Genomic DNA, 25900 nt, shown 5'->3' on the forward strand with positions numbered 1-25900 from the left:
ATTGACGTCTGAATATCAAAATGATGAAGGAATTGAAGTCAATGAGAACTATAATCGTTTCGTTTATCATATTGTCAATCCTGATTGGAGGAATTCTATTACAGACCTTTCTCTCCAAAAAAGAAAGCAAGTGGCTTGGTTTAATCCTGCCGGGCATAACTTATGCCTTTTCTTTATTGATGGTCTTTTCTCTTGCCCATACTAACAGCATGACCTGGTGGGACATTTTCGGTCAGCTTATCTTAACTTTTTTTATTGCGAATATTCCTACCTCTGTTCTTTTAGCAATTTACTTCGCATGTCGAAAAAATCCTTAAAACAATGATTATACAGGATTTTGGGCAGGAGACTGAACACGAACAATTTATTAAGACAGCGTTTTTTCCTCTCATAACAGTCATAGTTTTTTATGCCCTGTGCTATTATGAGGATTGAGTGGAATTACAGGTGATGAGATGGGCTACAGCATGTTCTGTTTTTACATTTTGGGCCCTGCTGTCGAATTGTTATGTGGTTTTTCTGCTGGCAAAAAAAGGGGGTATCAATGGTTCTTCCCATTAACAGGGATTTTTAACTGGTTTATTCCATTTTTCCTGTTTGGTGGACGGTTTATTACAGCAGAATGAATTTCACTCACACTTATTGCAGCAGTTACAGCTATTCTCGATCTTTTAGCGGAGGCCTTTTCAGTAAAAAATACCGAATTAGTGCAAGATTTAAAATAAAAAGGAGGCGGCATCACTAAATGATGCCACCTCTTTTCTGTTTTAGCGAACAGACTCTGTATTTTCTTTGCCTAAGTCTCATTCTGTAAAACAAGGAAAAAGCCCCACAAGTCAACCAACTAAGGTTGCCTGCGGAGCTTTTCCCACTAGATCATCCATCTTTAAGCCATTTATAGTATTTCTTCAATGAATGACTGGACTGTTTATACTTTATAAAAAGTTTATTAATCCTCTTTTTTCTGACGTCCTGCCAAACCAAGAACTGATAGAAGCAAACCTAGACCTGTCAGCGTTACAAGGCTTGAACCAACTTGAGATTCACCTGTTCGTGGAAGAACTGATGCTGAAGTAGCTGGTGAAGCTGGATGTCCTGAGGTGAGCGGTGCCATTGGAGGAGTTGGTTTGACTGGAGTTGATGGAGTTACTGGAGGTTCTGGCTTAACTGGAGTATCCGGAGTATTAGGAACTTCTGGAGTTACTGGTACCGCAGTATAATGAACATCTTTGACAATGTTTTCTTGAGTAACCACTTCTGATGGAACAGTCGCAACATCCACAGTGTAACCTGGAATCACTGGCGATGGGACAGCATCGTAGTTTGCCTTGTCGCTTGTCCAATCCGTCGTGCTCACAACAGAGCCAGTTACCTTGTCTGTCGTTACTGTACGAGTCCAAGTCGCTGTTTGCACCTTGTCTGCTGGGGTTTGACCACCGGCACCGTGGTAGCGAACTGTCATGCTTACTTGTTTTGTTTCCTCAACTGAAACCGTTTTGTGTTTCAAGCGAATCACCACGTTTTGGTCTACGCTACTGTCGGTGTCAAACTGAGCTGGCAATTCATCCTTAGCAACCACTTTGTAACCCTGTGCCAAGTAGCCAGCTATCACAGTGTCGTATTTCGTTTTCGCAGCAGCTGGAAGAACCGTACCTGACTCACCTGTTGTCAATTCAACTTGATTTTCCAGAGTCTGACCGGTTGTCTCATCTACAACTGTGTAAGTAACCTTTTGGGTTTGAGGTGTATTCTGAGCAGTATAATGCACATCCTTGACAATGTTTTCTTGGGTAACCACTTCTGATGGAACAGTCGCAATATCTACTGTGTAACCTGGAATCACTGGTGATGGGACTGCGTCATAGTTTGCCTTGTCGCTTGCCCAATCCGTAGTGTTCACAACAGAGCCTGTTACCTTGTCTGTCGTTACTGTATGTGTCCAAGTCGCTGTTTGTACCTTGTCTGCTGGGGTTTGACCACCGGCACCGTGGTAACGAACAGTCAAGTTTACATTCTTGCTTTCTTGGATATCAGCTGTACCATGTTTTAAATGAACAACAACGTTTTGATCATAACTACTATCAAGGTCAAACTTAGCTGGAAGCTGCTCTTTTGACACCAATTCATAGCCTCGAGCCAGGTAAGTATACACGATTGAATTATACTTCGCTTCTGTGTCATTTGGAAGAGGAGTATCAGAGTTCCCACTTGTAAGCTCTTGCTTATCTTCCAGTGTGGTATTGGTCGTATCATCAATGATGGTATAGGTTACTTTTTGCTTGTCTGCCTTGTATTTAACAGTAACCTTGATGTCAGCCTGATCAGCAGTTACGTTTTCTGCGTCAACTTTAGCCTTATCTGGCGTGTAGCCATCAACAGTTGGAGAAACTACCTCTGGGAAGGTTCCGACCGACGGAGTCCAAGCACCTGGTGTAGTAACCTTCGTCACTTCATCTGTTTTCATCTCTCTAGAGAAAATCAAGGTCGTTTTCTTCTCTGGAGCAGCTGGTGTGTTATCTTCTTCGTAGACGTAGTTAATCGTTTGCGTTACAGTATTGGTTTCTGTAGAAGTTGACACTTTATGTTTCACATGAACCACTACATTTTGGTCATAACCACTATCGAGGTCAAACTTAGCTGGGAGCTGGTCTTTCGAAACCAATTCATAACCTTGGGCTAGGTAAGCATCCACGATTGAATTATACTTAGCTTCTGTGTCATTTGGAAGAGGAGTATCAGAGTTCCCACTTGTAAGCTCTTGCTTATCTTCCAGTGTGGTATTGGTTGTATCATCAATGATGGTACAGGTTACTTTTTGCTTGTCTGCCTTGTATTTAACCGTAACAGTGATATCTTCCTGATTAGCAGTTACATTTTCCGCGTCAACTTTAGCCTTATCTGGGGTGTAACCATCCACAACTAGAGAAATTACCTCTGGGAAGGTTCCGACCGACGGAGTCCAAGCACCTGGTGTAGTAACCTTCGTCACTTCATCTGTTTTCATCTCTCTAGAGAAAATCAAGGTCGTTTTCTTCTCTGGAGCAGCTGGTGTGTTATCTTCTTCGTAGACGTAGTTAATCGTTTGCGTTACAGTCTTGGTTTCTGTAGAAGTTGATACTTTGTGTTTCAAGCGAATGACTACATTTTGATCCACACTGCTGTCTGTGTCAAATTGACCTGGCAGAGCATTCTTAGAAGCCACTTCGTAACCTTGTGCCAAGTAGTTGGCAACTACGGTATCGTATTTCGTTTGAGCTGCGGCTGGAAGAGCTGCACCTGACTCACCTGTTGTCAATTCAACTTGATTTTCTAAAGTCTGGCCGGTTATCTCATCTACAACTGTGTAAGTAACTTTTTGCGTTTGGATTGTGTAATATACATCCTTAACAATGTTTTCTTGAGTAACGGCTTCAGACGGAACTGTCTCGACATCTACGCTATAGCCTGGAATCACTGGCGATGGGACTGCATCATAGTTGGCTTTATCGCTTGTCCAAGCTGTGGCAGAAACTTCTGTGCCTGTGATTTTATCTTTTGTCACTGTACGAGTCCAAGTCGCTGTTTGCACCTTGTCTTCTGGTGTCTGGTCACCGGCACCGTGGTAACGAACAGTCAAGTTTACATCCTTGCTTTCTTGGATATCAGTGGTACCATGCTTCAAGTGAACAACTACATTTTGATCGTGGCTACTGTCAAGGTCAAACTTAGCTGGAAGCTGGTCTTTCGAAACCAATTCATAACCTTGAGCTAGATAAGCATTCACCATTAAATCATATTTTTCTCGGGCACTGTCTGGAAGAGGAGTATCAGAGCCTCCGCTGGTAAGTACTTCCTTATCTTTCAGCGTTTTTTGGGCAGTGTCGTCAATGATGGTATAGGTTACTTTTTGCTTATCTGCTTTATAGGTAACCGTTTCTTCAATATCTGCGCTATCTCCCGTAATCTGTTCAACGGCTGCTACAGTTGCCTTATCTGGTGTATAACCATCAATCTTTGGAGAAACTACCTCTGGGAAGGTTCCGGTAGACAGGATCCAAGGACCCTTATAGACAATCTTATTAGTCACCAGATCCTTGTTGTTAATCCGATAGAACTTCAAAGTCTGAACCTTCGTATCCGCTGCCTGTGTGTTATCTTCATAAACATACTTGATGGTCTCTGTGACTGTCTTTGTTTCTAGAACTGCAGCTCCCTTATGACGTAGATGAACTTTAAAGGTTTGAAGAGTTTCATTATAGGTTACACCCGTTGCTGGATAATTGTCTGAAACAAGTTCATAATTTTTATCGGTATATTTCTTAATAGTGGCAGCTGTTTGATAAGGGTCAGTCTGACCATAAAGTCCATTCAAATCCTTCGTTTCAAGCGTTTCTCCTGTTGTATCATCAATGTAAGTGACCTTTGCACTAGCTGGATTAGCTTTGTAAACGACTGTCTTTTCGATATTGGCACTGTTAGCCGTAATATTGTCAACTGCTGGAACCTCCGCTAAGTCTGGAGTGTAGCCTTTGATTGCTGGTGATGTTACGGCTGCAAAACTTGTTCCATTTTCCGCCGTCCAATCACCAGTTGTAACATTTGTAACAAGGTCAATTGTTGCTGTTCTGGTGAATTTTAAGCTACTAGTATGGTCTGGAGCTGCTGGTGCACCACCCTCGTATGTATAATGGATAGTTTCCTTAACCGTCTTTTCTTCTGCTACTGACGTCTTTTTGTGTTTCAAATGAACTTCAAAGGTTTGAAGATTTTCATTATAGGTTACACCATTTGTTGGATAATTGTCTGAAACAAGTTCATAATTTTGATCGGTATACGTCTTAATTGTTTCAGCTGTTCGATAAGGATCAGTCTGCCCATAAAAACCATTCAAATCCTTCGTTTCAAGAACTTTTCCTCCGTTAGTATCATCGTCAATATACGTAACTTTGGCACTAGATTTTTTGGCTGAATAGACATAATAAAATTCTTGGTCGTTGCTAGTGAATGGAATTTGTTTAGTAGTCTTTAACTGTGTACCATACGACGCGATTGCCGTATCAGCTGTTACAAGTGTGTAGCCTGTAATTGTTTTTGGATTAGCGTTATAATCAGGGGTTGGAGTGGCAGTTCCTCCTGCTGGATAACCATATTTATAGTCCTGAGTTTCAATTTCCTTGCCGTTTGTATCGACATAGTGTATTGTAATCTTCTTCTGACCTTCAGCACGCGCAACGGACGGGGTTGTTGTGGCAGAAATCGTTTCTTCTTTAAGCTTAGTTACATTACCATTATCATCAACGTTATAACTATAACTTCTTGACTCATTCGTTATAGTATTCTTAATTGAGGAATCTGCAAAAGTAATTCGTGTTGAATGCCCAGTTCCTTGAATGACACTAGCATCCTTTAAAATAGCACTAACTTTTTTATTGACTTCTTCTGTTCTGTTGATTTCCTGATATTGATCGCCCATTTGAGCATAGTCGTCAGTTGGCCAAATATCATGATAGGTAGTAGCACCATTTCCTGTCATTTTTCCTAAATTAATAGCAACTGTGTAGGTCCCATCTCCATTATCAATAACAACTGAAGAATTTTTGCCTGCTTGCTTTAATGCTTTAAGAATAGTATCATTTGTTGAATTTGCAGGTAGATTTATTAACTTATTATCTGGATCTGAATTGATGCTAATAGAAGTTGAAGTATCTCCTTTAACAAGATATTTTCCATCCTCACTAATTGCTAAAGTAGAAGTATATCTTTTAAGGTCTGGTTTGATACTAACAATTTTTGACCCATTACCTGGTTTTATACGATGGACAGAAATGATATCACCATTTGGAATTCCTGTTTGTCCAGGGTTGGTACCATCGCTTGACAATAAATTATTATAATAATTTGCATCCCCAGTTGAAGTGCCTATTTTTATTGAATTTGCTCTATCGCTACTTGCACTATTATAAACAGCAAAAGGCGCCTGTGCTTTCTCAAATGTTCTTGGTGTTGGTTTAAAAGTAAACTTATTGCCATTTATTTCTAAAATAATATTTTCATAACTTGATTTTGCTGTAAATTTCCCAATAGTCGCTGCTTTTTGAGTGACCGATACCGTCTTTTCAGTATTTTGAGGCATATCTTGGAAGCTTTGGTCTAATGTAATTTCATAGGCCAAATTATTGGGATCTGAATGCACGAATTTAATTGTTCCAACACCCTCGATACGCTCTGCTGTTCCAGAACCAAGATTTGCATAGTAAGCACCGTAGGCATTATTTCCCAATTTGACTGGAATACGGAGAACATCACCTTTTTTCAGCGTCCCATCTTGTGTGATTTTAAAGTCCATTTGAACCTTGTCAAAGGAAACTTCTTGAGCAGGCAAAGGTTTTGTATCACCTGAACGCATAACAGTTCCATCTTTAGTCGTAACCATTACTGAAAAATTCGAGATTTGAGTTGGGTTTTGTTGCAAACTTCTGCGCGTACGTACTGCGGCTGTTGCGCGAGGGGCAGCTGTTGTTTGGCTATCAGTTGATTTTTCAACTGGTTTAGACTCAACAGGTGCTGGAGTTTCTTTCGCGACTGCTGTCGAGTTTGACGGATCTACAGAATTTTTGTCCGCACCTTCCACTTCAGGGGCTGTCTTTGAAACTGGCACTTTATTTTCTGCTTGTTCAACAGTTGGTGCTGGACTAGTAGCTTTTTCTGTTTCCTTAACTCCTGTGGCTGAAGATACTTTCTCTGACTCCACCACTGCTGGTTGATCACTATTATTTTCTGATTTCACATCAGTTGTCGAGCTAGTCTCTACTAGACTGCTCAGATTGTTGTTTTCATCTGCTTGTACAGTTGGTGTGCCAAGCGCTACTCCATATACCGCCAAGCTAGCGATTGCAATCGAAACAAGTCCAACATTTTTCTTTCTTAGAGAAAATTTTTCATGTCTTCCCTTGTAAATTTTAAAACTCTTCACTTTCTATATTCCTTTCTAAGTTTGACATATGATTATTTTATTAGAGATGGACTTTTACAACCTCTACGCATAGGAAACTTCTGCTCTATATTATACATTTTACTCCTTGATAATTCAACTGATGCAGTTAAAATCTACCCACCTAATTTAATAAAAATCTTGATTCATATAGCTTTTAAGCACATGTATTGCTGAATATGTTATTCTATCAAATATCCCCCACTTCTTATATTTTATCTATTTTTAAATATTATATTTAAGCAAAAACATCTTCTTTTTATAAAGAAGATGTTTGTCAATATTCTACTCCTAAGTCGTATAAATCGTCGATGCTGTTGCAATGGTGTGCCACTGGTTGGCTGTTGTGGCTGCAAAGTCCTTGTCTCCATAAAAATCGTTAAATGGAAGGATTTCGACTTCTAATTCTTCGATGCGGTCAATCTGACCTGCCAGATAAGCCTCGATGCGACTTTCTGCTCGCTTGATACGTTGCAAAAGTCCGCCCATACGGATATCGACCGTATCCAAACCAAAGACCTTGTTTTCTTTCAGCCATTGGTGGCTAAAGAGGGCATGGAAGTGTTCGATTTGGCTTCTGAGTTCTGGTAATTCTTGTCTCGAGATTTCTTCCAGACTTTCTTTATCACCCGCTTGGTAGGCCTGACGAATGCGTCGTCCCACATCCACTTTACTACTTAAAATAGCATTCAACTGGGCCTGAGTTTCAAAGAGATAAGCATAATTTCCTGCTTTTTCTTTGATTTCAGCAAGCGTCTCAGCTGCCTGAGCAAAGTGTGGCCCGTCCTGTTCAGGTGTCATGTGTCTGTCAAGAATCGGGCAAAGAACATCCTGATAAAAGACATAGCGGTTGGGATTGATACCACTGAGATTGCCTGGCAAATCTGGCAAGAGATTGGCAAGGTCAATCTGCATGAAGTCCTCAACTGATAGACCTGTATTGGTCTTGAAGTGGGCAGACAAACGGTCTAGGTCATTGCGGTAGCTGAGCTCTGCCCAGATTTGCAGACTTGGTAGAATAGAGAATTGGGCTGTTTCACCACCATTGTCTCCCCAACCCGTTACAATCACTTCTTTGATGTCATTGGCACGACAGGCTTTGTTAGCCTCCATAGCGATGAGACGGCTGAAATGGTTGTTGGGTGTGAAACCTATCCACTTCCAAGCACCACCTGCAAAGGCAATATCTTGGCTAATCTTGTGATGGTTGCGGAAATTGCGATTGTATTTTTCCTCGCTATCCTGATAATAATCCCAGTAAACCAAGGTCACACGGTCTTTGAGATGGTCTAGGTAGACACGAGTTTCCTCAGGGATTTCCACATCGCGGTCATACTGGCCATCTGCTGACATGAGTTTGAAGAACATGTCACTCCACATTTGGCAGTGGAAACCATACTTATCGGCAATATCCAGCACGCGCTCCAAGTGTTGACACATGAGGAGACTACGGTCCACAACACCGTTCAAAATGAGGTAGCGCCCCAAACCAACCAAGTGAGCTTCGTCCATCCCAATATTGACCTTGCGTGTCTGCAGTTTAGACAGAGTGGCAAACATCCCGTCAATCAAATCATAAACTTTTTCTTCACCGATAAGGAGAATGTCCTCTACATCACGGAGTTCTTGCACTTCTTTGACACCCCATTTAACGAAGGCCGACAAATGAGCCAAGGTCTGGATGCAAGGCACAAAGGTCATGTCAAACTGCTGGGCGTAGGCTTCGATTTCCTGCAATTCCTCAGCCGAGTAGGCACCACGGAAATAACCAAAGTAAGGTTGTCCCTCAATCTGATAAGTATCTTCCATGTAAAGCTCAAAGGTTGAATAACCCATGAGAGCCAAGACCTCAATCATCTGCTTGGCAGAAGCGACATTCAAAACTGCATTTCGAGAACAGTCTGCCATGTAGGCCAACTCTTCATAAGCCGCCTGCTCCTCAATCTCTACTTTGTCAGCTTCTGCTAGAGCTGTTGCTAGCACTGACAAGGCGCGGTAGAGTTGATGGGGCTTGCGATAAGTCAGGTGATAGTGGCCTCCCTCACCCTTGATAGAGATAGAGGCTTGGTCAGACTGAGCGACTGCTACCTCTACATCTGCTAGCGAAATATGCTTTTTAAGCAACTCTAATGCTTGCTCTTGTTTGGGACTAAGTCCTGTAAATCTTACCATTGATTTTCCTCCTGCAACCAGTTGACAAGGGCACCATAGAGATTGGCATCTGCATGATAGGTGCAAGCTTGGATAACTGGTGCGACCGTGTATTCTTCGTAGGTTTCAACAAATTCATCGATAGCTTTTTTGACACCTTGGATAAAATCTGGATTTTGGCTGATAGATCCTCCCAGACTAATGACATCTGGGTCGATGAGGTACTGGATATTGAGCAAACCTTGAGCCAGATTACGGTTCATGCGTTCAATGGCTTCTTGGCAAAGGGCATTGCCTGCTGCAGCTTCTTGGTAAATCTTGCGACCATCCCAGTCAGTCTGACCAGATTTTTCAATTACGTAGCGAACCATGTTTCCTGTAGAGGCTAGTAGCGACCAGTTGTTGAGTTTTTCAGCTGGTTCAATGGTTGTCATATAGCCAAACTCACCACCTAAGCCGTGGCGACCACGGTGAAGTTTGCCATTGATAATCATGGCCCCACCAATCCCTGTCCCAATCACGACACAGGCTACATTTTCAATTTCTGGATGAGCTAGCAGTTCACTAAGTCCAACACAGTTGGCGTCATTTTCTAGATGGACAGGGAGTTGATGATGAGCAAGAGTTTCATACCAAGAAAAGCCATGGATGTAGGGCACGGCACTGATTCCCTCAATCACACCTGTTTCTTGATTGACCGCGCCTGGAACACTCATAGCAATGCCCTTATAATCTTGCTCTGACAGACGTTGGTCTAGCCATGTCAGTAAATCCTCCAAGTTTTCTGGCGTCGGAGTACTTGTCTTATCTAGTATTTTTCCATCAGGAGTCAGACTGGCAAACTTAATCCCAGTCCCTCCGATATCAATGGTTGCAATGATCATTGTTCTTTACCGTAAAAAGGGGCGAATCAGCAGTTAGCCCTTACTCTTTCGCCCCTCCTTTCTATCTCATAGTATTAGTTATCAAACACTTTAAAACTGTTAAATGTCTTCTTTTTTGATCAATTCTGTGCGAATTTCTTGTGGTGCTAAGAGTCCTGAATGAACTGGATATGGCCGCTCAAGCAAGTCCAAAATGGTTTGTTGGTGTTCTGATATACGCACATTTTCTTGACTCATATTGTAGTAACGGAGAACATATCCTTCTTCATTTTCCGCCACTTTAAAGGCTGTCGGGCAGACTTGTGGCAAGCTGAGGGCCGCATGACTCAAGAGGCTGCCAGTCGCAGCAACACTTCCTTCTTGTTTAGCAACCTGAAGACTAGTGAATGGTGTTTGGAAGGCTTTGGCACGACGGAAGGCTGAGAAGCGTTCCCCTGCTTGGTGGCATTCAAGAGCAAACTCGACTTCAAACTCACGCAAGCATTGAGCTTCTGGTGTTGGGAAGTAACCCCAGTCACCTAGTTCACCTGAGGCACGAAGAATGGTCACTGCAATGGTGTCATCTCCAAGGATTTCATACTCGTGCAGTCCTTTATTGGCCACCGTCACTCCTTTTTCATCATCATATAGGCTGACAAAGGCTTGTTGGTGTTGTGGATTTTCAGGATTTTCCCAAGAAGCAGCTGGTTTGTTTGGTCTTGTCACCACCTCATAGATGCTTTCAGAATCATTGCTTGGACGCGTATTATGAGTCTTAACCAAGAGACGGATACGGTGGTCCTTGGCTGTGTTAGTAAAGCGAGTCTTGAAGCGGATTTGTGGATTGTCAACAAAGACGGTCATCTCTGTTTCAAGAGGAAGGGTTGTCAATTCTTCTGAACGTCCAGCTTCACGCGTCATAAACTCGATGATGCCTCTTTGTTCCGCATCCAGTTTTTCATCTGCACTTACTGGAATTGTCAATTCATGTTTGAGCAAGATCTTGGCAAAACGTGCTGTATTTTCCAAGACTTCACAGCCTTTGAGTTCTGCGTAGATAGGCTCTGTTCCTTTTGGTTGGAAATAGATGTACTCATTTCCGATGTCACCACGGTCTTCAAAGCGAATAACATCTTCATAAGCTTCATGAGTTGTCTTGTCGTAGACTGTGATATTTTCATCCACACTGACCGTTACAAATGGCGTATCAATCACTCCGTTTTGGTAAATACCGTCACGGTGTTCTTGTTCTCCTTCGAGCAATTGGAAGGTTGTCCAAGAAAGTGGTGCCAGATGAACCGGCACTGTCACGCGTACTTGTCGAGCGATACGAGCCTGACGGAACTTGTCTTTTGGTAAATCATACTCAAAATTAGCTCCCAGATCTTCGATTTTCGCTTCTACAGCATGCCCTTCCAAGTCTTCGACACGGTAGTTTGGCAAGGTCAAGGCTGCCATTTTCTTGTAGCCTTCTGTTGGGTGCAATTCTTTGAAATCACAAACCGCCACATCAATCACTGTGCTGACAGTGTCAACCTTGTCATGCAAGCCTGTGTTGATGACCGTAAAGAGATGGTCGCTTTGCGCTTCCTGGGTTGCGATTTTACCCTTCCACTCGTTGAGAAGGTTGGTCTTAACGAAGTTTCCGACTTGGTTAACCTTGGCAAAACGTGTCTCCATCTCACGGTGAACCTCGTCCACGCTACAGCCACAGATACTGTCATGTGGCGCATTTTGTAGAAGGACTTTCCAAGCATAGGTCAACTGGTCCTTATGGTTGTGCCCATCAGTGATGACAGTCAATGGCTCCACTACTTGTTCTAGGAGGTTGCTATTTTCTTGGAAGGCTTGTTTGAGGTAAATGCGTGATGAAGAAGTATTGGCAAGCGTGTACCAGCCATCTGTTTCCTGACTGGTCAACTCACCTGTAACCGTTGATAACTGCTCTGGTAGAGCACTTTCTACTGCATGGACATAGTCATCAAAGGAACTATGTACAAAAGTCACATCTGGGAAGAGTTCATTGGCTACACGAATAGCTTCGCTCAGATTTCGCTGTACAGGCTGGTGGTCACATCCATTCATCATCAACCATTGATTGGTCGAAGCGTAGTCACGCACGTCTGACAATTTTTGTTTCCAGAAAGTTAGGGCCTCATCCTTATCAACTGGGATTTCATTCCCATTACTATACCAGTTGGCAAAGAGGATACCGAGAACGCGACTTCCGTCCGCACCCTGCCAGTACATTTCTGAAAACTGGGAAGTAAACTGCTCATCTTCGAGAACTTGGTTGTCAAATCCAATCGGCTTGACACCACGCCCAAAGGCTGCCACGTGAATGCCTGATTTTTGAAGGATTTGGGGAGCTTGTCCCATATTTCCAAAGGTATCTGGGAAGTAACCAATCTGGGTGGATTTGCCCCATTTTGCACATTCAGCTTGACCAATCAAGGTGTTGCGGACGTTGGCTTCGCTGGAAATCAAGTAATCATCCTGCAAGATGTAAAAGGGACCAATTTTAAGTTTGCCTTCGTCAATGTAACGTTGGACCTTGTCGCGATTTTCAGGGCGAATTTCCAAGTAGTCATCTAGGACAATAGTTTGTCCATCCAAGTGGAAACTCTTGAACTCAGGGTCATTTTCAAAGAGATCAAAAAGATTGTCAAACAATTCCACCAACTGCATCCGGTGGCTTTCAAAAGGTAAGTACCACTCACGGTCCCAGTGACTATGTGAGATAATATGTACAACAACATTTTCCATGAAGTAAAACCTCATTCTAAATTTAAATTTTTATTTCTATCTAACTAAAGAACTGACTAGCGAATATCTAGATAATCCAAGACCAACTCACAGAACATCATGTTGGCCCAAGAGAACCATTCACGAGAGTAGAGAGTTGGATCGTCTACGTGGAAGCTTTCATGCATGACACCTGTCCCACCATCGCAGGCAACTAGCTGATCGAGCAAGAATTTCTTCTCTGCCTTATCTCTTGTTGTCAAGCCTTGGATAGAAAGGGCGATTGGCCAGATATAGCGATAGAAGGTATGAGAACTTCCGAGACCGCTAGCGTATTCTCCTTGGTAGAAGTATGGATTTTCAGGGCTCAGAATGGTACGACGTGTGGCTTGATACACTTCGTCTTCAATGTCGCAATAGCCCAGATAAGGCGCCGCCAGCAGACTAGGTACATTTGGATCGTCCATGATGCTGGCATTTCCTAGGCCATCCACTTCAAAGGCATAAATCTTTTCACCCTTGCTATTGGTGGTGTAGGCATAGTTTTCGATACCTTCTTGGATTTCAGACTGGAGACGCTCAGCGTCAGCAATAATACCCTCGCTATCAGCTAGATCCAGTTCTGCAAAGATTTCTTGAACATAACCCAAGACGACTACGGCAAACATATTTGACGGAATCAAATAGCTATACTGGCAGCAGTCATCACTCGGGCGAAAGGCTGACCAGGTCATACCTGTCACCGCAAAGTCAGGTCCAAAGCCATCATTTACCAGAGTATCTTCCTTGCGGTCCGTATCACGGACAAAACGATAAGGTGAATTGTTGTGGTCTTGTTCCACCGTCCAAAGATGAAGAATTTCCTTGGTCGCTGCGACAAAAGTCTCATCAAACTGACTGGTCTCGCCAGTCTCTTTCCAAAGGAGATAAGCCAACTGCAAAGGATAGCAAAGCGAGTCCACCTCATACTTGCGTTCCCAAATCCAACCATTAAGGTCGGTATGGTCAGTCTCATGGTGACCCTTCCAGTTCTCCTCAATATTAAAGGAATTGGCATAAGGATCCTTGAACACCAAGGTCATCTGACGCTTGACCAAACCTGCAATGGTCTGACGCAAGAGAGGATCTTTTTTTGCCACATGCAGGTAGGGTCTAAGTTGGGCTGTCGAATCCCGAAGCCACATGGCAGGAATATCCCCAGTCAAGACAAAAGTTGAACCATCTTCTAGGATCTCAACCGTATTGTCCAAGGTGTCTGTATAGCAACGCTCAAAGACATCCACCCACTCCGGATGGTCCTTAGCCCGCTCTGCTACTTCATCCAGCCATTCTCTAACAATTTCTTTCGAATAAATCATCGTGCAGTTTCCTCTTTCAAACAAGTTTCATGTTCAGTATATAGTTTTTGAGACAGAAAATACATACACAAATGATAGTCATTTTTCTACAAAATTGCTTACTTTCGAAACCCATATCTAAAGGCCCTCTTTTTCTGATATAATGTAGAAAAACAGCTAAAGGAAAGACTATGAAACCACTACTTGAAACCATCGATACCCGCTTTGGGACTGCTAGCAAGCATGCCTTTTCTCGGGGAAATACCCTACCATACACAGGCGTGCCTTTTGGGATGAATTATTTTGTGCCTCAGACCAGCGATCAGGAGGGAGCTTGGTTTTTCGAACCACATCTGCCCATTTTTCAGGGGATTCGCTTAACCCATCAGCCCAGCCCTTGGATTGGGGACTACTCATGGCTACTTTTGACACCTGTCACCGGCCAGCTTGGGGGAGATAGCCTCTTTCACCGCCAGTCTTCTTATGATATAGATAAAGCTTGCTTCCAGCCTCACTATTTGAAACTCTTTTCTCTGCGCTATCAGATTGAAATCCAGCTCACACCGACTTGCTATGGTGCTTCTATTCGTTTGGAGCAAAAGCAAGGCAAAGCCCTCTCCCTCTATCTTCACGCAGCAGATGAACTGACAGTCAAGCAAGTAGATAAGCGAACTCTTTCCCTACGACAAGAAGGCAAAACTGAGACTACCAAAAATCCTCTGATACTGTTTACTGCTCTACAAATGAATACGGATATTCTTGCTGTCAGCCAAGAAGACGGGGACTGGCGAATTGACTTAGCAAACAGCTATGCTGAGATTCAACTAGCAACTTCTTTCATCTCCCCTTCTCAAGCTCTGCTTAATCTACCTCAAAAGAACTTTGACAGCTGTAAAGCAAGTGCGAAAGCAGATTGGGAAAAACTCCTCCATTGTTTTGATATCGTGGAGACAGGGGAAACCGACCGAACCTTCTTTGACCACTGCCTTTACAGACTCTTCCTCTTCCCACAGACTTTTTATGAGGTGAACGAATCAGGGCAAGCCATCCACATGGATCTGGCTACTGGTACTGTCAAGCCCGGCGTCCTCTTTAGCAACAATGGCTTCTGGGATACCTTCCGCACCACCTTCCCCCTCTTTGCGCTTGTCATACCGGAACACTATCACCGCTTTCTAGAAGGTTTCCTCAATAGCTACCGCGATACTGGATTCCTTCCAAAATGGCTGGCTCCAGATGAACGTGGTATGATGCCTGGTACTCTATTGGACGGCATTATCGCAGATAGCGCCTGCAAGGATATGGCTCCCGACTTGGAAGAAGAACTCCTCCAAGCCATGCTGGAGACAGCCACTAAATCCGACCCTCTCGGCATCAATGGTCGTCACGGACTAGCCCAATACCAAGAATTAGGTTATCTTTCTACCGACCACCACGAAAGTGTCAGTCACACCCTTGACTACGCCTATAGCGATTTTTGTATCGCCAACTGTGCCGAAAAGCTTGGTCAGAATGACATCGCGGAAACTTATAGAACTGCGTCTCAAAATTACCGCCATCTATTTGACGCTGATACAGGTTACATGCGAGCGCGTGATTATCAAGGAAACTTCCGCCCCGACTTCTCTCCTTATAGTTGGGGACGCGACTACGCCGAATGCTCTGCCATTCAAGCGACTTTAGGCGTCCTCCATGACATCCCAGGCTTAATCCAGCTTATGGGTGGAAAAGAAGCCTTCAGCAATTATCTATTGAAAGCCTGTCAGGACGCTCCTCTCTTTGAAACCACCGGCTATGGTTACGAGATTCACGAGATGAGCGAGATGGCTACCGCTCCTTTTGGGCAAATCGCCATTTCCAACCAACCGAGCTTCCACATCCCTTATCTCTTCCGCTACAGTGACTACCCTGACTACACTGCTCTACTCATCAAGACCTTGCGTCAAAAAGCCTTTCACCCAAGCTGGGAAGCTTATCCTGGCGATGAGGACAATGGTAGTCTCTCTGCTTGGTACATCTGGTCAGCTCTTGGATTCTACCCGACCTGTCCGGGCAAACCAAGTTACGATCTCGGAATCCCTCTCTTTGACCACCTCCGTATCTACCTGGCTAAGGAAAATGAATGGCTGGATATCCATGCTGAGCAAAACCACAGCCATTTCAACTTTGTCAAAGAATGCCGATTGGACCAGACCCCAGTATCTAGCATCCAACACCAAGACCTCTTGAAAGCTGAGCAACTGACCTTCACCCTCAGCTGGCTACCAAATCACTCCTAACCAAAAGAACCTTTGCACGATGCAAAGGTTCTTCTTTTATGAAACTTGGACCTGAAGCTGGTCAACCAGCTGCCCATCCACCGTCAGATTCAGATAAAAGTCCAAGGTTTTATCGCCTGCAAAATACAAGGTTGGTAGCGTTAGCTTTTTTTCAGTCTCGCCAACTTGAAACGCAAGGACTTGAATCTCGTCACGATAAACGACACCATGCACACCCGTCCCTGGTTGAATCGAAATCTTAGCTTCTAAAGGACTGCTAGATTCTCTTCGCTTCACTGTAAAGCGGACATTTTCTCCCTTGGTCACAGCTAGACTTTTTTCTGAGAACTCTAGTTGCTGAACAGCTTCTTTTTTCGACAAGGTAGGTGTCTTATAGAGTGAAATCTTGGTTAACAAAGGCAAAGCCTGTGCCTCTGTAATGGTCACACGTATCTTCTGCGCCTCAACGACTGATCCTCGTAAGAGACGTTTGTAGCCAACAGTATAACCAGATCCAAACTCCTGCCAGACACCATTCAACTCTACCTGAACATGAAAAGCAGCGATGCGTTGCCCCAACTTCAAATCTTCTCTTAACTCAATCACATCAAAAGTTTTAGGTGATCCTAAATCGAGCTCTAATTGGATTGGTAACTCTGCATCACTTGCCCAAGAACTAGCCTCCAGTCCATCTGTCAGATGATGACAAGCAAAGTCTGGTGATAGAGCAGGGCCAGATACCTTGGCTCCCAGAGCTAAATCTTCCCTATAGAGTGTGTCACGGTAGGCAGCAAATTCATAGAGACGCTGGATATCCTTTTCGCCAAAGAGGCCATCTTGGTTCGGTGGGATATTAAGCAAGAGTGGAGTTCCCCGCCCTACTGAGTGAAAGTAGATTTCGACCAACTCCTCGAGAGACTTGGGATCCTGATCCTCATGGTAAAACCAGCCCGAGCGAAGAGAAACATCTGCCTCACCGATTGAAAATAGCGTTCCAGAGGGGTCTCCGTGCTGTAGATAATCTAATTCCGCCTCGGTCCCCAACTGGTCTGGTTTGACTTTTTGCCACAAGGGATCCCCTGCATAGCCTCGTTCATTGCCAATCCAGCGAATACTGGTCCCTTCAGTTGAGAAAATCAAACAATCGCCCTGCAAGTCACGAATGGTTTCAAACCAAGTCTCAAACTCATAGTTGACCTTCTGGGCCCCTTCGCCTCGAGCACCATCCATCCACACCTCAGTGAACTTCCCAGCATTGCCATAAGCAGGATTTGACAAGATTTCCTTCAATTGAGCCAGATAGTAGGCATTGTAATCCGCTTCTCGGTCCACGTGATAGAGGGGACTGTGAGCATCCCAAGGAGACAAATACACTCCCATATCCATATCAAACTCAGTCGCAGCTTGGGAAACCTCAAGGAGCAAGTCCCCCTTTTCATCCCTCCAAGGGCTAGCCTTGACCGAATAATCTGTATGGGCTGTCGGGTAGAGCATAAAACCATCATGGTGCTTCACCACCAAAATCAGCTTTTTAAAACCTGTTTCTTTGAGCACTCGAACCCATTCACGCGCATCCAACTTGGTCGGGTTAAAACGCTTGGGATCCTCTTGCCCACTTCCCCATTCCTGGTCATAAAAGGTATTGGGACCAAAATGGATAAAGGCAGCTAGTTCATCCTCTAAATAAGCTAGCTGGACCTGACTTGGTAATGGTCCATGTGGTTTTATTTTCGTCATCATCTCGTATCTCTTTCTCTTGTTCACAAAGTTATCCACAACTTGTGGATAAGAAAACATTCCTAAAAACTAGTTTTTTCAGTCTCTAGCTCACCTGTCACCCTAAACAGACCTTTATCAAACAGCTCTGTACTAGGGTTTCTGCTAGCTCTCTAGCAAGTTACTAATGTACGGAACTATTATCAGGATGCTTCATCGCCCTAGATTATATATCATTTCCCCCTAGACTTATCCACAGACTGTGAATAAACTATTGTTCCAGACTGCTCTCTCCTTGACTATAACAAAAAGCGATAGCAGCGTCAATATGACTAAGATTCCTTCCTAAATCCCCTGAAAAGATTCTATAATTTGTACAATCGTAGCTTTTGCATTCGCCAGCTAGTGAGAATCAGCCAGTAGAAAATGACTGCTTTATCACATTGTGAACAATACAGCTGTGGTACTATAATACCAACAACCTAATCGTTTCCAGCAAAAAATCCCGCAGATTTGCGGGATTTTCTCTTGCATCAATGCGCCAACATTTCTTGGGCGATTTCTTGGCCAGATAGGTTATCTGGGTAGTAGGTTGGCCAGTTATCCATCTCTTCAAAGAGGGCTTCTTGGCTAGTACCTCCAAAGAAGATATGGAAATGTTCTGCCTTAACTGGGGCGATATTGTGGTCACTAAACTGAACATACTTGAACTGTCCAGCGTCCGCATCTGTCGCTTCAAAGAGGAAGCGCACGCCACGATTGCCTTTCTTATAAGTCAAGATTTTCTTGCCGACATACTTATAGGTGAATTTCTTGCTTTGGCCACCTTGAACAAATTCCATAGTGTTGTCAGTGATGTTGATTTTGGTCACATCTGTCTGATAGCCTTTTCTATAGTAGGCCTTGTACTCATCCTTGGTCATCTTACCAGTCAACTTAGCCTTGTAGTCAAAGACTTGATCAAAAGTTCCATCCTCAAGGAAAGGATAGACCGACTGCCAGTTGCCAACATAGTCACTCAAGGTACGATCTTTGACATCTGCATCCTCAAAGTAACCATTGTGAACTGTCTTGGTGTTTTCTTCCTTCTCTGGCTCGATTTCTGGTCCTTCTTGGTCCGTTGTCTGTTTCAAAGCTTTGAGGTTTTTCTCCATCACGGAGATATAGTCCTCACCAGCCTTGGTTGCTTCTTCTGTCAGACTTTCTAGCGGATTGAGCACGTCTAGTTTGACACCTGTTTCTTTTGAGAGTGTATTAGCTAGGGCTTGTGAGGCATTTTCTTCAAAGTAGATATAAGAAATCTTGTTTTTCTTGATATACTCTGTCAATTCTGCCAAACGTGCTGCTGATGGTTCTGCATCTGGAGAGAGACCTGAAATTGCGACTTGTTTGAGTCCATAGTCCAAGGCAAGATAGTTAAAGGCTGCGTGCTGGGTCACAAAGCTCTTTTGTTTAGCTTGAGACAAGCCATCTGTGTAGGCCTTGTCCAATGCTTGCAATTTTTCGATATAGGCAGCCGCATTCTTCTCAAAAGTCTCTTTTTTATCAGGATAATCTGCTGACAAGCTGTCACGGATATGTTCTACTAGTTTAATGGCACGAACTGGTGATAACCAAACATGGGGATCGTAGTCGTGATGGTGACCTTCACCACCATGATCATGCCCTTCCTCTTCTTCTTCACCACCTGGCAAGAGGAGCATATCACCTGTCGCCTTGATGGTTTTCACTTTTTTCTTATCCAAAGTATCTAGCAATTTAGGAACCCAAGTTTCCATGTTTTCATTTTCATAGACAAAGGTATCTGCGTCTTGGATTTTGGCAACTGCCTTGGCAGACGGTTCATACTCATGGGGTTCTGTACCAGCACCGATGAGGAGTTCTACATTAGCAGTATCTCCTGCGACTTGCTTGGTAAATTCGTAGACAGGGTAAAAGGTTGTCACGATATTTAGTTTCCCATCTGCCTGTTTTTGATTGGAACAAGCCACTAAAAACAGGGCACATAGACTAGCTAGTAGTAAGCTAATTTTTTTCATTTCATTCTCCTATTTGATAAAACGTTTCAGTAGACTGACTAACAAAAAGACAGCTACAAAGATAATGGTGATACTAGCGCTGGCAGGGGTTTCCGCATAGTAGGAAATATAAAGTCCTGCCACCATTCCCAAAAAGCCAATAGCGCTGGCTAGTAACATAACGGATTTGAAGTTTTTCCCCAGACGAAGGGCAATGCTAGCCGGCAAGACCATAATGGTCGACACCAAAAGGGCTCCTGCTGCTGGAATCATAAGGGCAATGGCCACCCCTGTCACCATGTTAAAGAGGATGGACATAGTACGAACGGGCAAGCCATCCACAAAGGCCGTGTCCTCATCAAAGGTCAGGATATACATTGGTCGCAAGAATAAGAAAGTCAAGAGTAAAACGACCGCAGCAATGGCAAAGAGGAAAATCACCTGCTCCTGGCTAATGGTCACAATCGAACCAAAGAGATATTGGTCCAAACTCATAGAACTAGAACTTTTACCCTTACTCATGACGATAAGAGACACTGCAAGTCCTGTTGACATGAGGATGGCAGTTCCAATTTCCATAAAGTTCTTATAGACTGTCCGGAGATATTCTAGAAAGACCGCAGCGATTAAGACAATAGCAATGGTTGAAATGGTTGGAGAAATTCCCAAAACCAGACCAAAGGCTACTCCTGATAGAGAAACGTGACTGAGGGTATCACTCATCAAACTCTGACGACGTAAGATAAGGAAAGTCCCAAGAACTGGAGAAAAGAGACTCATGGCAATGACAGCCAAGAAGGCACGCTGCATAAAGTCATAGGATAACAAACTAAGCATGTTCCACCTCCTGGTCGCTTTCGTGAACGTTAAAACAACGCCACGGCGAGTCTTGGTTACGAACTAGATGAATATTGCGATCCGCGTAGTCCTTGACTTCCTCAGGGTCATGGGTAATCATCAAAACAGCCTTGCCATGGTGATGAGCACTGTGGTGCATGAGTTCGTAAAATTCATTTTTGCTTCCAGCATCCATCCCTGTCGTCGGCTCATCCAAGACGAAGATATCTGGGTCAGAAGCAAACATCCGAGCAATCACTGCTCGTTGCTTTTGCCCTCCCGAAAGGGAGCCAATTCGTTTGTCACGGTGTTCCCACATCCCAACTGAGTCTAGACTGGCCTTGATATGCTCCTCATCATGGGCGTTCAAGCGACGGAACCAGCCCTTTCGAGGATAGCGACCCGACTTGACAAATTCATAAACTGTGCTTGGAAAACCAGCATTAAAACTGGCTATCTGCTGGGGAAGATAGGCTATCCTAAGCTTTTTCCCATGAGTATTTGTCTTTGAGATGGTTACTTTACCAAATCTTGGTTGCAAGATGCCTAGGCTCGCCTTGATAAGCGTCGTCTTGGCAGCCCCATTTTCACCAGTCAGAGTGACAAACTCCCCACTATCAACACTATAGTTGATATGCTCGAGGACAGGTTCCTTGTCATAATAGAAAGACAAGTCCTCTACTGTAATATACCGCATTATTTGATTTCTCCTACTAAAGCAGTTAAAAACCGCTGGATAACTTCTTGTTCATTTGGAGTAAACTGACTTGCCACTTGTTCATAGGCTAAGAGCGTGTGTTCATGATGATGGTGGTGTTCCTCTGCCACCGGTCGAGCTAGCTCTGTCAGTTGATAAAAGATCACACGCGCATCCTTTGGATCTCTAGATGTCTCTAACATGCCCTCTTTGACCAAAGACTTGATAGCCTTGGTCACCGCCGCCTGACTGACATTAAGGCGACGGGCCAACTCCGAGTTGGTTAGGGATTCTTCTGACAAGAGCATGAGGATGTGTTCCTGAGTGTTGGTCAAGGCAACGTCACTCGTGCAATGCCCAATCAGAATTTCATGCTGGTTCTCAGATCTCAAGATCACCTCGTTTAAAAAGTTATCGATTTCCTGTGCAAGCTGTCTCATGTGTTACTCCTTCCCTAGCTATCTTTTCCGTAAAAAAACTTAGATAGCCACCGATTCTTTACTGGTTAATTATATCATAAACCAAAAAAGAGTCAAGGGAAAAAGGCGTAAAAACGTTTCCCTAGACTCTTCTAGATGGAAAATTTAACCTATTTTAGCTTTGGTTTTAGGCTCGATAAGATACCTGCCAAACCAGCTACCATTCCCATCAAGAGCAAGAAGATGGACTGCTCGCTTCCTGTATTTGGAAGAGCTTTTTCTGAGACAACTGCCTTCTTGCTAAATTGACCTGCCACCTCATAAGTCAGTGGCACATTCGTAGTCGCATCGTTAGCAGCTGCATTCGTTTGAGGTGTTTCTACCGGCAGACTAAAAGTTGTAGAATCCACAGAAATCGTCCGTGAGTTCGGATTGATCTTTTCATACTGGGTCAAATCAGCAGTCTTCAGATACTCTTCAAAGGCTGCATCCATAGATGGGCCTTCTTCACGCGCGCCACCTAACATAGTGTAGCCATCACCACCCGCAGCTAAGAAATCATTGGTTGCAAGATAGTAGGTTTTTGCAAGGTCTAGAAGATCATAACGACCAGTCGTGCGGTTTTTGACCTGGATGGCCAAGACACGTTTTCCTGATGGTAGGTTGGTATCATAGTAGACCTTCACACCCGAAACTTGCAAGAAGCCCCCACTTGGCTCTAACAATGGTTGGCCGTTCTCATCCAAGACATTCTTGCCATCCTTATCGACCTGCAAGATAGATCCGAGTGATTTTTCAAACATATCCAAAACTTGTTGCCCCGTCACTTGGATTTGTGAGATGGTATTCCCAAACGGAAGAACGGCAATAACATTTCCTTTAGTGATTGGTTTGCCTTTTGCAATGGTTTCACGCAAGCCACCACCATTTGTCACAGCGATGTCTGTCGGATGGCTAAATCCTGTTTGACCATACTGATAGAGCGAGTCTGCCACGACGTTTCCGAGGTTGGTTTCACGGACCCGAACATTTTCACGATCACCGTTTAGTTCTACAGGGCTGTTTGAGACAATCTCAACTGCATTTTCAGCATCGTATTTTTGTTTAATGTCTTTGACTAGTTTTTCAACTGTAGGATTAGCTGGTAATTTTTTAGCATCAGCAGCTGCAATCAACGTAGGATTGCCCAAAAGCTGACGTGATTTGTAGATAACTTTCCCAACATTATGAAGGTAACTTCCTGTTTGGTTATAGGTAACATTGTCGCCATAAGTTGTGGAAGCTACTGTATGAGAATGCCCATCAATAACTGTCACACGTTTGCCTTTGAGACGAGGATTTTTAGAGAGAGCTTCTGCCAAGGTTGAACCACGCCACTCGACTGGAGTTGTGGTATCTACACCGAGGTGAGCGAGCACAACATAGTGTTTGTAGTCCTTGCCCTCTGCACGCGCCTTGGCTTGAACTTCTTCGATGACCTTATTGACTTCAGAGATTGGATCTGTAAAAGTTACCCCTTTAATGTTTTTAGGGTGGGTTTTTGTAGCAGTTTCAGGTGTTGTCACACCGATTACAACAAATTCATCACCTTCCACAGTCTTATCTTTATCAACGATTGTAGAAGCTTCAAAAAGACGAGCTCCATTGACATAGGTATTTGAACTAAGTAATGGGAATTTCAAGATTTCCTTGTATTTTTTAACTTCATCAAGACCAAAGTCAAACTCATGGTTTCCTACTGCCATGGCATCATACTGCATCTGATTGAGAATTTCAGCACGCGCTTCACCCTTAGTAGAGTTGGAAATCGGCAAACCTTGGAAAGCGTCTCCCGCGTCAACAACCAGAGTATTTTGATTTGATTTCGCACGCTCCTGCTCAATGACAGTCGCTAACTTAGCATCTCCAATTACTCCCTTTTCCTCTACAATACGACCATGAACATCATTGGTGTGTAAGATAACGGTGTCCTTTTCTTCGTTTTTAGTAGATTCAACAGGAACTGCCGGAGCTTCTGCAGGTACAACGGTTGCTGGAGTCGCTACCTCATTTGTTGGAGTTGCTGGCGATGCAGGGTTCGACACAGGAGCAGGAGTCTCCGACGTAGCAGGAGTCGCTACAACAGCTGAACTTTCTGCAGGAGTTGTTGCTTCTTCAGCGTAGACTTGTCCAGCTAAAAAGGCTGGGGCTAATAGAGCTGTCGACAAGACAGGTAACAAAGAACGCTTATTCATTTTGAAATCCTTTTCTTTTCTTTTTTCCTTTATATTATACGATATTTCTAGAAAATTTGAAACCTTTGACTTATTTCCATCTAAAACATTCGCTATTTAAACAAAAAAAGCTTGGGTTCCAATCCCAAACTTTTAGCTTATTTTATTGGAAATCTTTGATGTTCCTATCATAGGTCGCCCAGTCCTTGCTAAAGAAGCGGTTATTCATCTTGTAGTCTGGAGCTGGTTTCGGATCCGTTAAGAAAGGATTGGCAACCTTATCAAAAGCTAGCCAACCCAACCATCCTAGATGAATGGTATCTTTAACAAAATATGGATCTCCTCCATTTTTTGAAAAATCAGCAATATTGGTAAAGCCCTGACTTTCTAATTGGTAACGAATTTTCTCCACTGCATGTTGATACATCTCTTCGCTGAGCCCTGTGTACTCCATCCATTTCTTATTGACCGGTTGAATGACAAAGAGCACATTGACCTTCGATTTTGCAAATTGATTGAGGACCAGCTGCAAATCATTGTACTCCGAGGACTTGAGGAAGTTGTAATTTTTTTGATACCCTTCCCATTTTTTTAAATCCTTTTGAACCTCTCTCGTATAGAAATGATTTTCCATCCCCATATCGTTATTGGTCGTATTTGCTTCTGCGTCCTTACGAACAATTTTTTCTAACTCATCATAAGAAAATTGATCCGGAAGATCTTTTAAATAGTTCTCCACGTGTTCTTTGTACTTGAGTTGTCCTCGAATGGAGAATTGTCCAAAGAGAGCGGATTGTTTTTCGTTGAATCGCGCAAAAATATCAATAGCAACCTGATCAACCTCTGATAATTCTTCACCCTTTGACAGTTTTTGAACAATGCCTTTTAATGCAACATTAGGATTCTGCTTTAACAATCGAATAGCCGCATGCTTTGCAGCAATATCACCAGATTGATTTTCCAAAAAAGCTGTCAATTGGTCACTGTTAAAAAATCTCTGAAACGCTGCGGGTTCATAATCTGTCTCCGTAAACCACTGAGGCGAAATCACAAATACAGCCTGCTTATTCTCTATTTCTGGCAAAATTTGCTGTAGACCAAAATATTGATTTAGAGAGGCTGCTCCTGCTTGACCTAGAAAGTAAGGACGATAGGGACGATGGTATTTTTCCGCTAAAACAGCTGGATGGACACTATCAAATCGAATCCATTCACTGGACCCTAGAAAAGGAATAAAACGCATATTTGGATCCGTAAGAGCCCTTACTTTTTGGCTTCTCTCTTTAAAACTCTCTATACTAACAGAAGCCGCTGAGTACTTCTCCTCCGTCAGATTATGACTTGTTGTACTTGGATAAAAAAAGATGAGTAAAAGAATCAAAAGGCCAGCAATGAAGATAGGACCGAAGATCAGCCACAAGCGTTTAAGCATTCTTCAACTCCGTGATACCTGCTACGATTTTATTAGCCGTATTCCAGTCATCACGACCGAACTCCGTCACTGGAACACGAATGTCAAAACGGTTTTCAATCTCAACGATCAATTCAACCGTCCCCATGCTATCCAAGACACCGGCATCAAAAAGATCTTCATCCATCATGTCAGAAACATCTTCCATAAACAACTCATCAATAATTTCAATAACTTCTGATTTGATATCCATTTTTTATATCCT

Annotated in this window: 16 protein-coding genes; 3 read left to right on the forward strand and 13 right to left on the reverse strand. The window is 43.4% G+C overall.

All coding sequences use genetic code 11. The features are described 5' to 3' along the window. The first annotated feature begins 41 nt into the window (after nucleotides 1–41). The gene (locus tag MK405_RS06780; RefSeq protein ID WP_268704613.1) at nucleotides 42–317 is read left to right on the forward strand and encodes a hypothetical protein; all 276 of its coding nucleotides are present in this window, start codon (nucleotides 42–44) and stop codon (nucleotides 315–317) included. A 138-nt stretch (nucleotides 318–455) separates the two neighbouring features. Further along, nucleotides 456–626, forward strand: a complete 171-nt coding sequence (locus MK405_RS06785; protein WP_268704614.1) for a hypothetical protein — start codon at nucleotides 456–458, stop codon at nucleotides 624–626. A 323-nt stretch (nucleotides 627–949) separates the two neighbouring features. Here the strand turns inward: MK405_RS06785 and MK405_RS06790 are convergent, their stop codons facing one another. The 5 genes from MK405_RS06790 to MK405_RS06810 form a co-directional block, all read right to left on the reverse strand. After that, the gene (locus MK405_RS06790) at nucleotides 950–6952 is read right to left on the reverse strand and encodes a mucin-binding protein (RefSeq protein WP_268704615.1); all 6003 of its coding nucleotides are present in this window, start codon (nucleotides 6950–6952) and stop codon (nucleotides 950–952) included. A 309-nt stretch (nucleotides 6953–7261) separates the two neighbouring features. Next, nucleotides 7262–9142, reverse strand: a complete 1881-nt coding sequence (locus MK405_RS06795; RefSeq protein ID WP_268704616.1) for a beta-N-acetylhexosaminidase — start codon at nucleotides 9140–9142, stop codon at nucleotides 7262–7264. Then, complete coding sequence (locus MK405_RS06800) at nucleotides 9136–10005, reverse strand: ROK family protein (protein WP_268704617.1); 870 nt, start codon at nucleotides 10003–10005, stop codon at nucleotides 9136–9138. The genes MK405_RS06795 and MK405_RS06800 overlap by 7 nt, the downstream gene beginning before the upstream one ends. Before the next feature lie 99 nt (nucleotides 10006–10104). Continuing rightward, nucleotides 10105–12750 (reverse strand): alpha-mannosidase, encoded by a 2646-nt coding sequence (locus tag MK405_RS06805; protein WP_268704618.1) that lies wholly within the window; start codon nucleotides 12748–12750, stop codon nucleotides 10105–10107. Nucleotides 12751–12806: 56 nt separating this feature from the next. Further along, a complete protein-coding gene (locus MK405_RS06810) occupies nucleotides 12807–14087 on the reverse strand; it encodes a glycoside hydrolase family 125 protein (protein ID WP_268704619.1) in 1281 nt (426 codons plus the stop codon). Nucleotides 14088–14257: 170 nt separating this feature from the next. Here MK405_RS06810 and MK405_RS06815 point away from each other — a divergent pair, with 170 nt between their 5' ends. Beyond that, the gene (locus MK405_RS06815) at nucleotides 14258–16345 is read left to right on the forward strand and encodes a GH92 family glycosyl hydrolase (RefSeq protein ID WP_268704620.1); all 2088 of its coding nucleotides are present in this window, start codon (nucleotides 14258–14260) and stop codon (nucleotides 16343–16345) included. 36 nt (nucleotides 16346–16381) lie between these two features. Here the strand turns inward: MK405_RS06815 and MK405_RS06820 are convergent, their stop codons facing one another. The 8 genes from MK405_RS06820 to dltC all read right to left on the reverse strand — a co-directional run bounded on the left by MK405_RS06820 (nucleotide 16382) and on the right by dltC (nucleotide 25888). Next, nucleotides 16382–18061: an alpha-L-fucosidase gene (locus tag MK405_RS06820; protein WP_268704671.1), complete on the reverse strand. Its 1680-nt coding sequence runs from the start codon at nucleotides 18059–18061 to the stop codon at nucleotides 16382–16384. Nucleotides 18062–18573: 512 nt separating this feature from the next. Then, on the reverse strand, nucleotides 18574–20079 hold the full coding sequence (adcA, locus tag MK405_RS06825; protein WP_268704621.1) for a zinc ABC transporter substrate-binding lipoprotein AdcA: 1506 nt from the start codon (nucleotides 20077–20079) through the stop codon (nucleotides 18574–18576). 9 nt (nucleotides 20080–20088) lie between these two features. Next, nucleotides 20089–20895: a metal ABC transporter permease gene (locus MK405_RS06830; RefSeq protein WP_000950023.1), complete on the reverse strand. Its 807-nt coding sequence runs from the start codon at nucleotides 20893–20895 to the stop codon at nucleotides 20089–20091. Next, nucleotides 20888–21592, reverse strand: a complete 705-nt coding sequence (locus MK405_RS06835; RefSeq protein WP_001269483.1) for a metal ABC transporter ATP-binding protein — start codon at nucleotides 21590–21592, stop codon at nucleotides 20888–20890. Before MK405_RS06835 ends, MK405_RS06830 begins: the two co-directional genes overlap by 8 nt. Beyond that, a complete protein-coding gene (adcR, locus tag MK405_RS06840) occupies nucleotides 21592–22032 on the reverse strand; it encodes a zinc-dependent transcriptional regulator AdcR (RefSeq protein WP_001249328.1) in 441 nt (146 codons plus the stop codon). Before adcR ends, MK405_RS06835 begins: the two co-directional genes overlap by 1 nt. A 149-nt stretch (nucleotides 22033–22181) precedes the next feature. Then, a complete protein-coding gene (gene nt5e / locus MK405_RS06845) occupies nucleotides 22182–24245 on the reverse strand; it encodes a cell surface ecto-5'-nucleotidase Nt5e (protein ID WP_268704622.1) in 2064 nt (687 codons plus the stop codon). A gap of 142 nt (nucleotides 24246–24387) precedes the next feature. Further along, nucleotides 24388–25656 (reverse strand): D-alanyl-lipoteichoic acid biosynthesis protein DltD, encoded by a 1269-nt coding sequence (dltD, locus tag MK405_RS06850; protein WP_268704623.1) that lies wholly within the window; start codon nucleotides 25654–25656, stop codon nucleotides 24388–24390. Continuing rightward, nucleotides 25649–25888 carry a D-alanine--poly(phosphoribitol) ligase subunit DltC gene (gene dltC, locus MK405_RS06855; protein WP_000351968.1) on the reverse strand — a complete coding sequence of 80 codons (240 nt, stop codon included), beginning with the start codon at nucleotides 25886–25888 and terminating at the stop codon, nucleotides 25649–25651. The genes dltD and dltC overlap by 8 nt, the downstream gene beginning before the upstream one ends. Between the last annotated feature and the right edge of the window lie 12 nt (nucleotides 25889–25900).

The sequence above is a fragment of the Streptococcus oralis genome (genome assembly GCF_026782345.1).
In the GTDB taxonomy this organism is placed as follows: Bacteria; Bacillota; Bacilli; order Lactobacillales; family Streptococcaceae; genus Streptococcus; species Streptococcus oralis_CK.

Bases quoted from the DNA above. Each gene is read 5' to 3' on its own strand.
- MK405_RS06780 (WP_268704613.1), top strand. From the start codon at position 42: ATGAGAACTATAATCGTTTCGTTTATCATATTGTCAATCCTGATTGGA.
- MK405_RS06785 (WP_268704614.1), top strand. From the start codon at position 456: ATGGGCTACAGCATGTTCTGTTTTTACATTTTGGGCCCTGCTGTCGAA.
- MK405_RS06795 (WP_268704616.1), bottom strand. From the start codon at position 9,142: ATGGTAAGATTTACAGGACTTAGTCCCAAACAAGAGCAAGCATTAGAG.
- MK405_RS06800 (WP_268704617.1), bottom strand. From the start codon at position 10,005: ATGATCATTGCAACCATTGATATCGGAGGGACTGGGATTAAGTTTGCC.
- MK405_RS06805 (WP_268704618.1), bottom strand. From the start codon at position 12,750: ATGGAAAATGTTGTTGTACATATTATCTCACATAGTCACTGGGACCGT.
- MK405_RS06810 (WP_268704619.1), bottom strand. From the start codon at position 14,087: ATGATTTATTCGAAAGAAATTGTTAGAGAATGGCTGGATGAAGTAGCA.
- MK405_RS06815 (WP_268704620.1), top strand. From the start codon at position 14,258: ATGAAACCACTACTTGAAACCATCGATACCCGCTTTGGGACTGCTAGC.
- MK405_RS06820 (WP_268704671.1), bottom strand. From the start codon at position 18,061: ATGACGAAAATAAAACCACATGGACCATTACCAAGTCAGGTCCAGCTA.
- adcA (WP_268704621.1), bottom strand. From the start codon at position 20,079: ATGAAAAAAATTAGCTTACTACTAGCTAGTCTATGTGCCCTGTTTTTA.
- MK405_RS06830 (WP_000950023.1), bottom strand. From the start codon at position 20,895: ATGCTTAGTTTGTTATCCTATGACTTTATGCAGCGTGCCTTCTTGGCT.
- MK405_RS06835 (WP_001269483.1), bottom strand. From the start codon at position 21,592: ATGCGGTATATTACAGTAGAGGACTTGTCTTTCTATTATGACAAGGAA.
- adcR (WP_001249328.1), bottom strand. From the start codon at position 22,032: ATGAGACAGCTTGCACAGGAAATCGATAACTTTTTAAACGAGGTGATC.
- nt5e (WP_268704622.1), bottom strand. From the start codon at position 24,245: ATGAATAAGCGTTCTTTGTTACCTGTCTTGTCGACAGCTCTATTAGCC.
- dltD (WP_268704623.1), bottom strand. From the start codon at position 25,656: ATGCTTAAACGCTTGTGGCTGATCTTCGGTCCTATCTTCATTGCTGGC.
- dltC (WP_000351968.1), bottom strand. From the start codon at position 25,888: ATGGATATCAAATCAGAAGTTATTGAAATTATTGATGAGTTGTTTATG.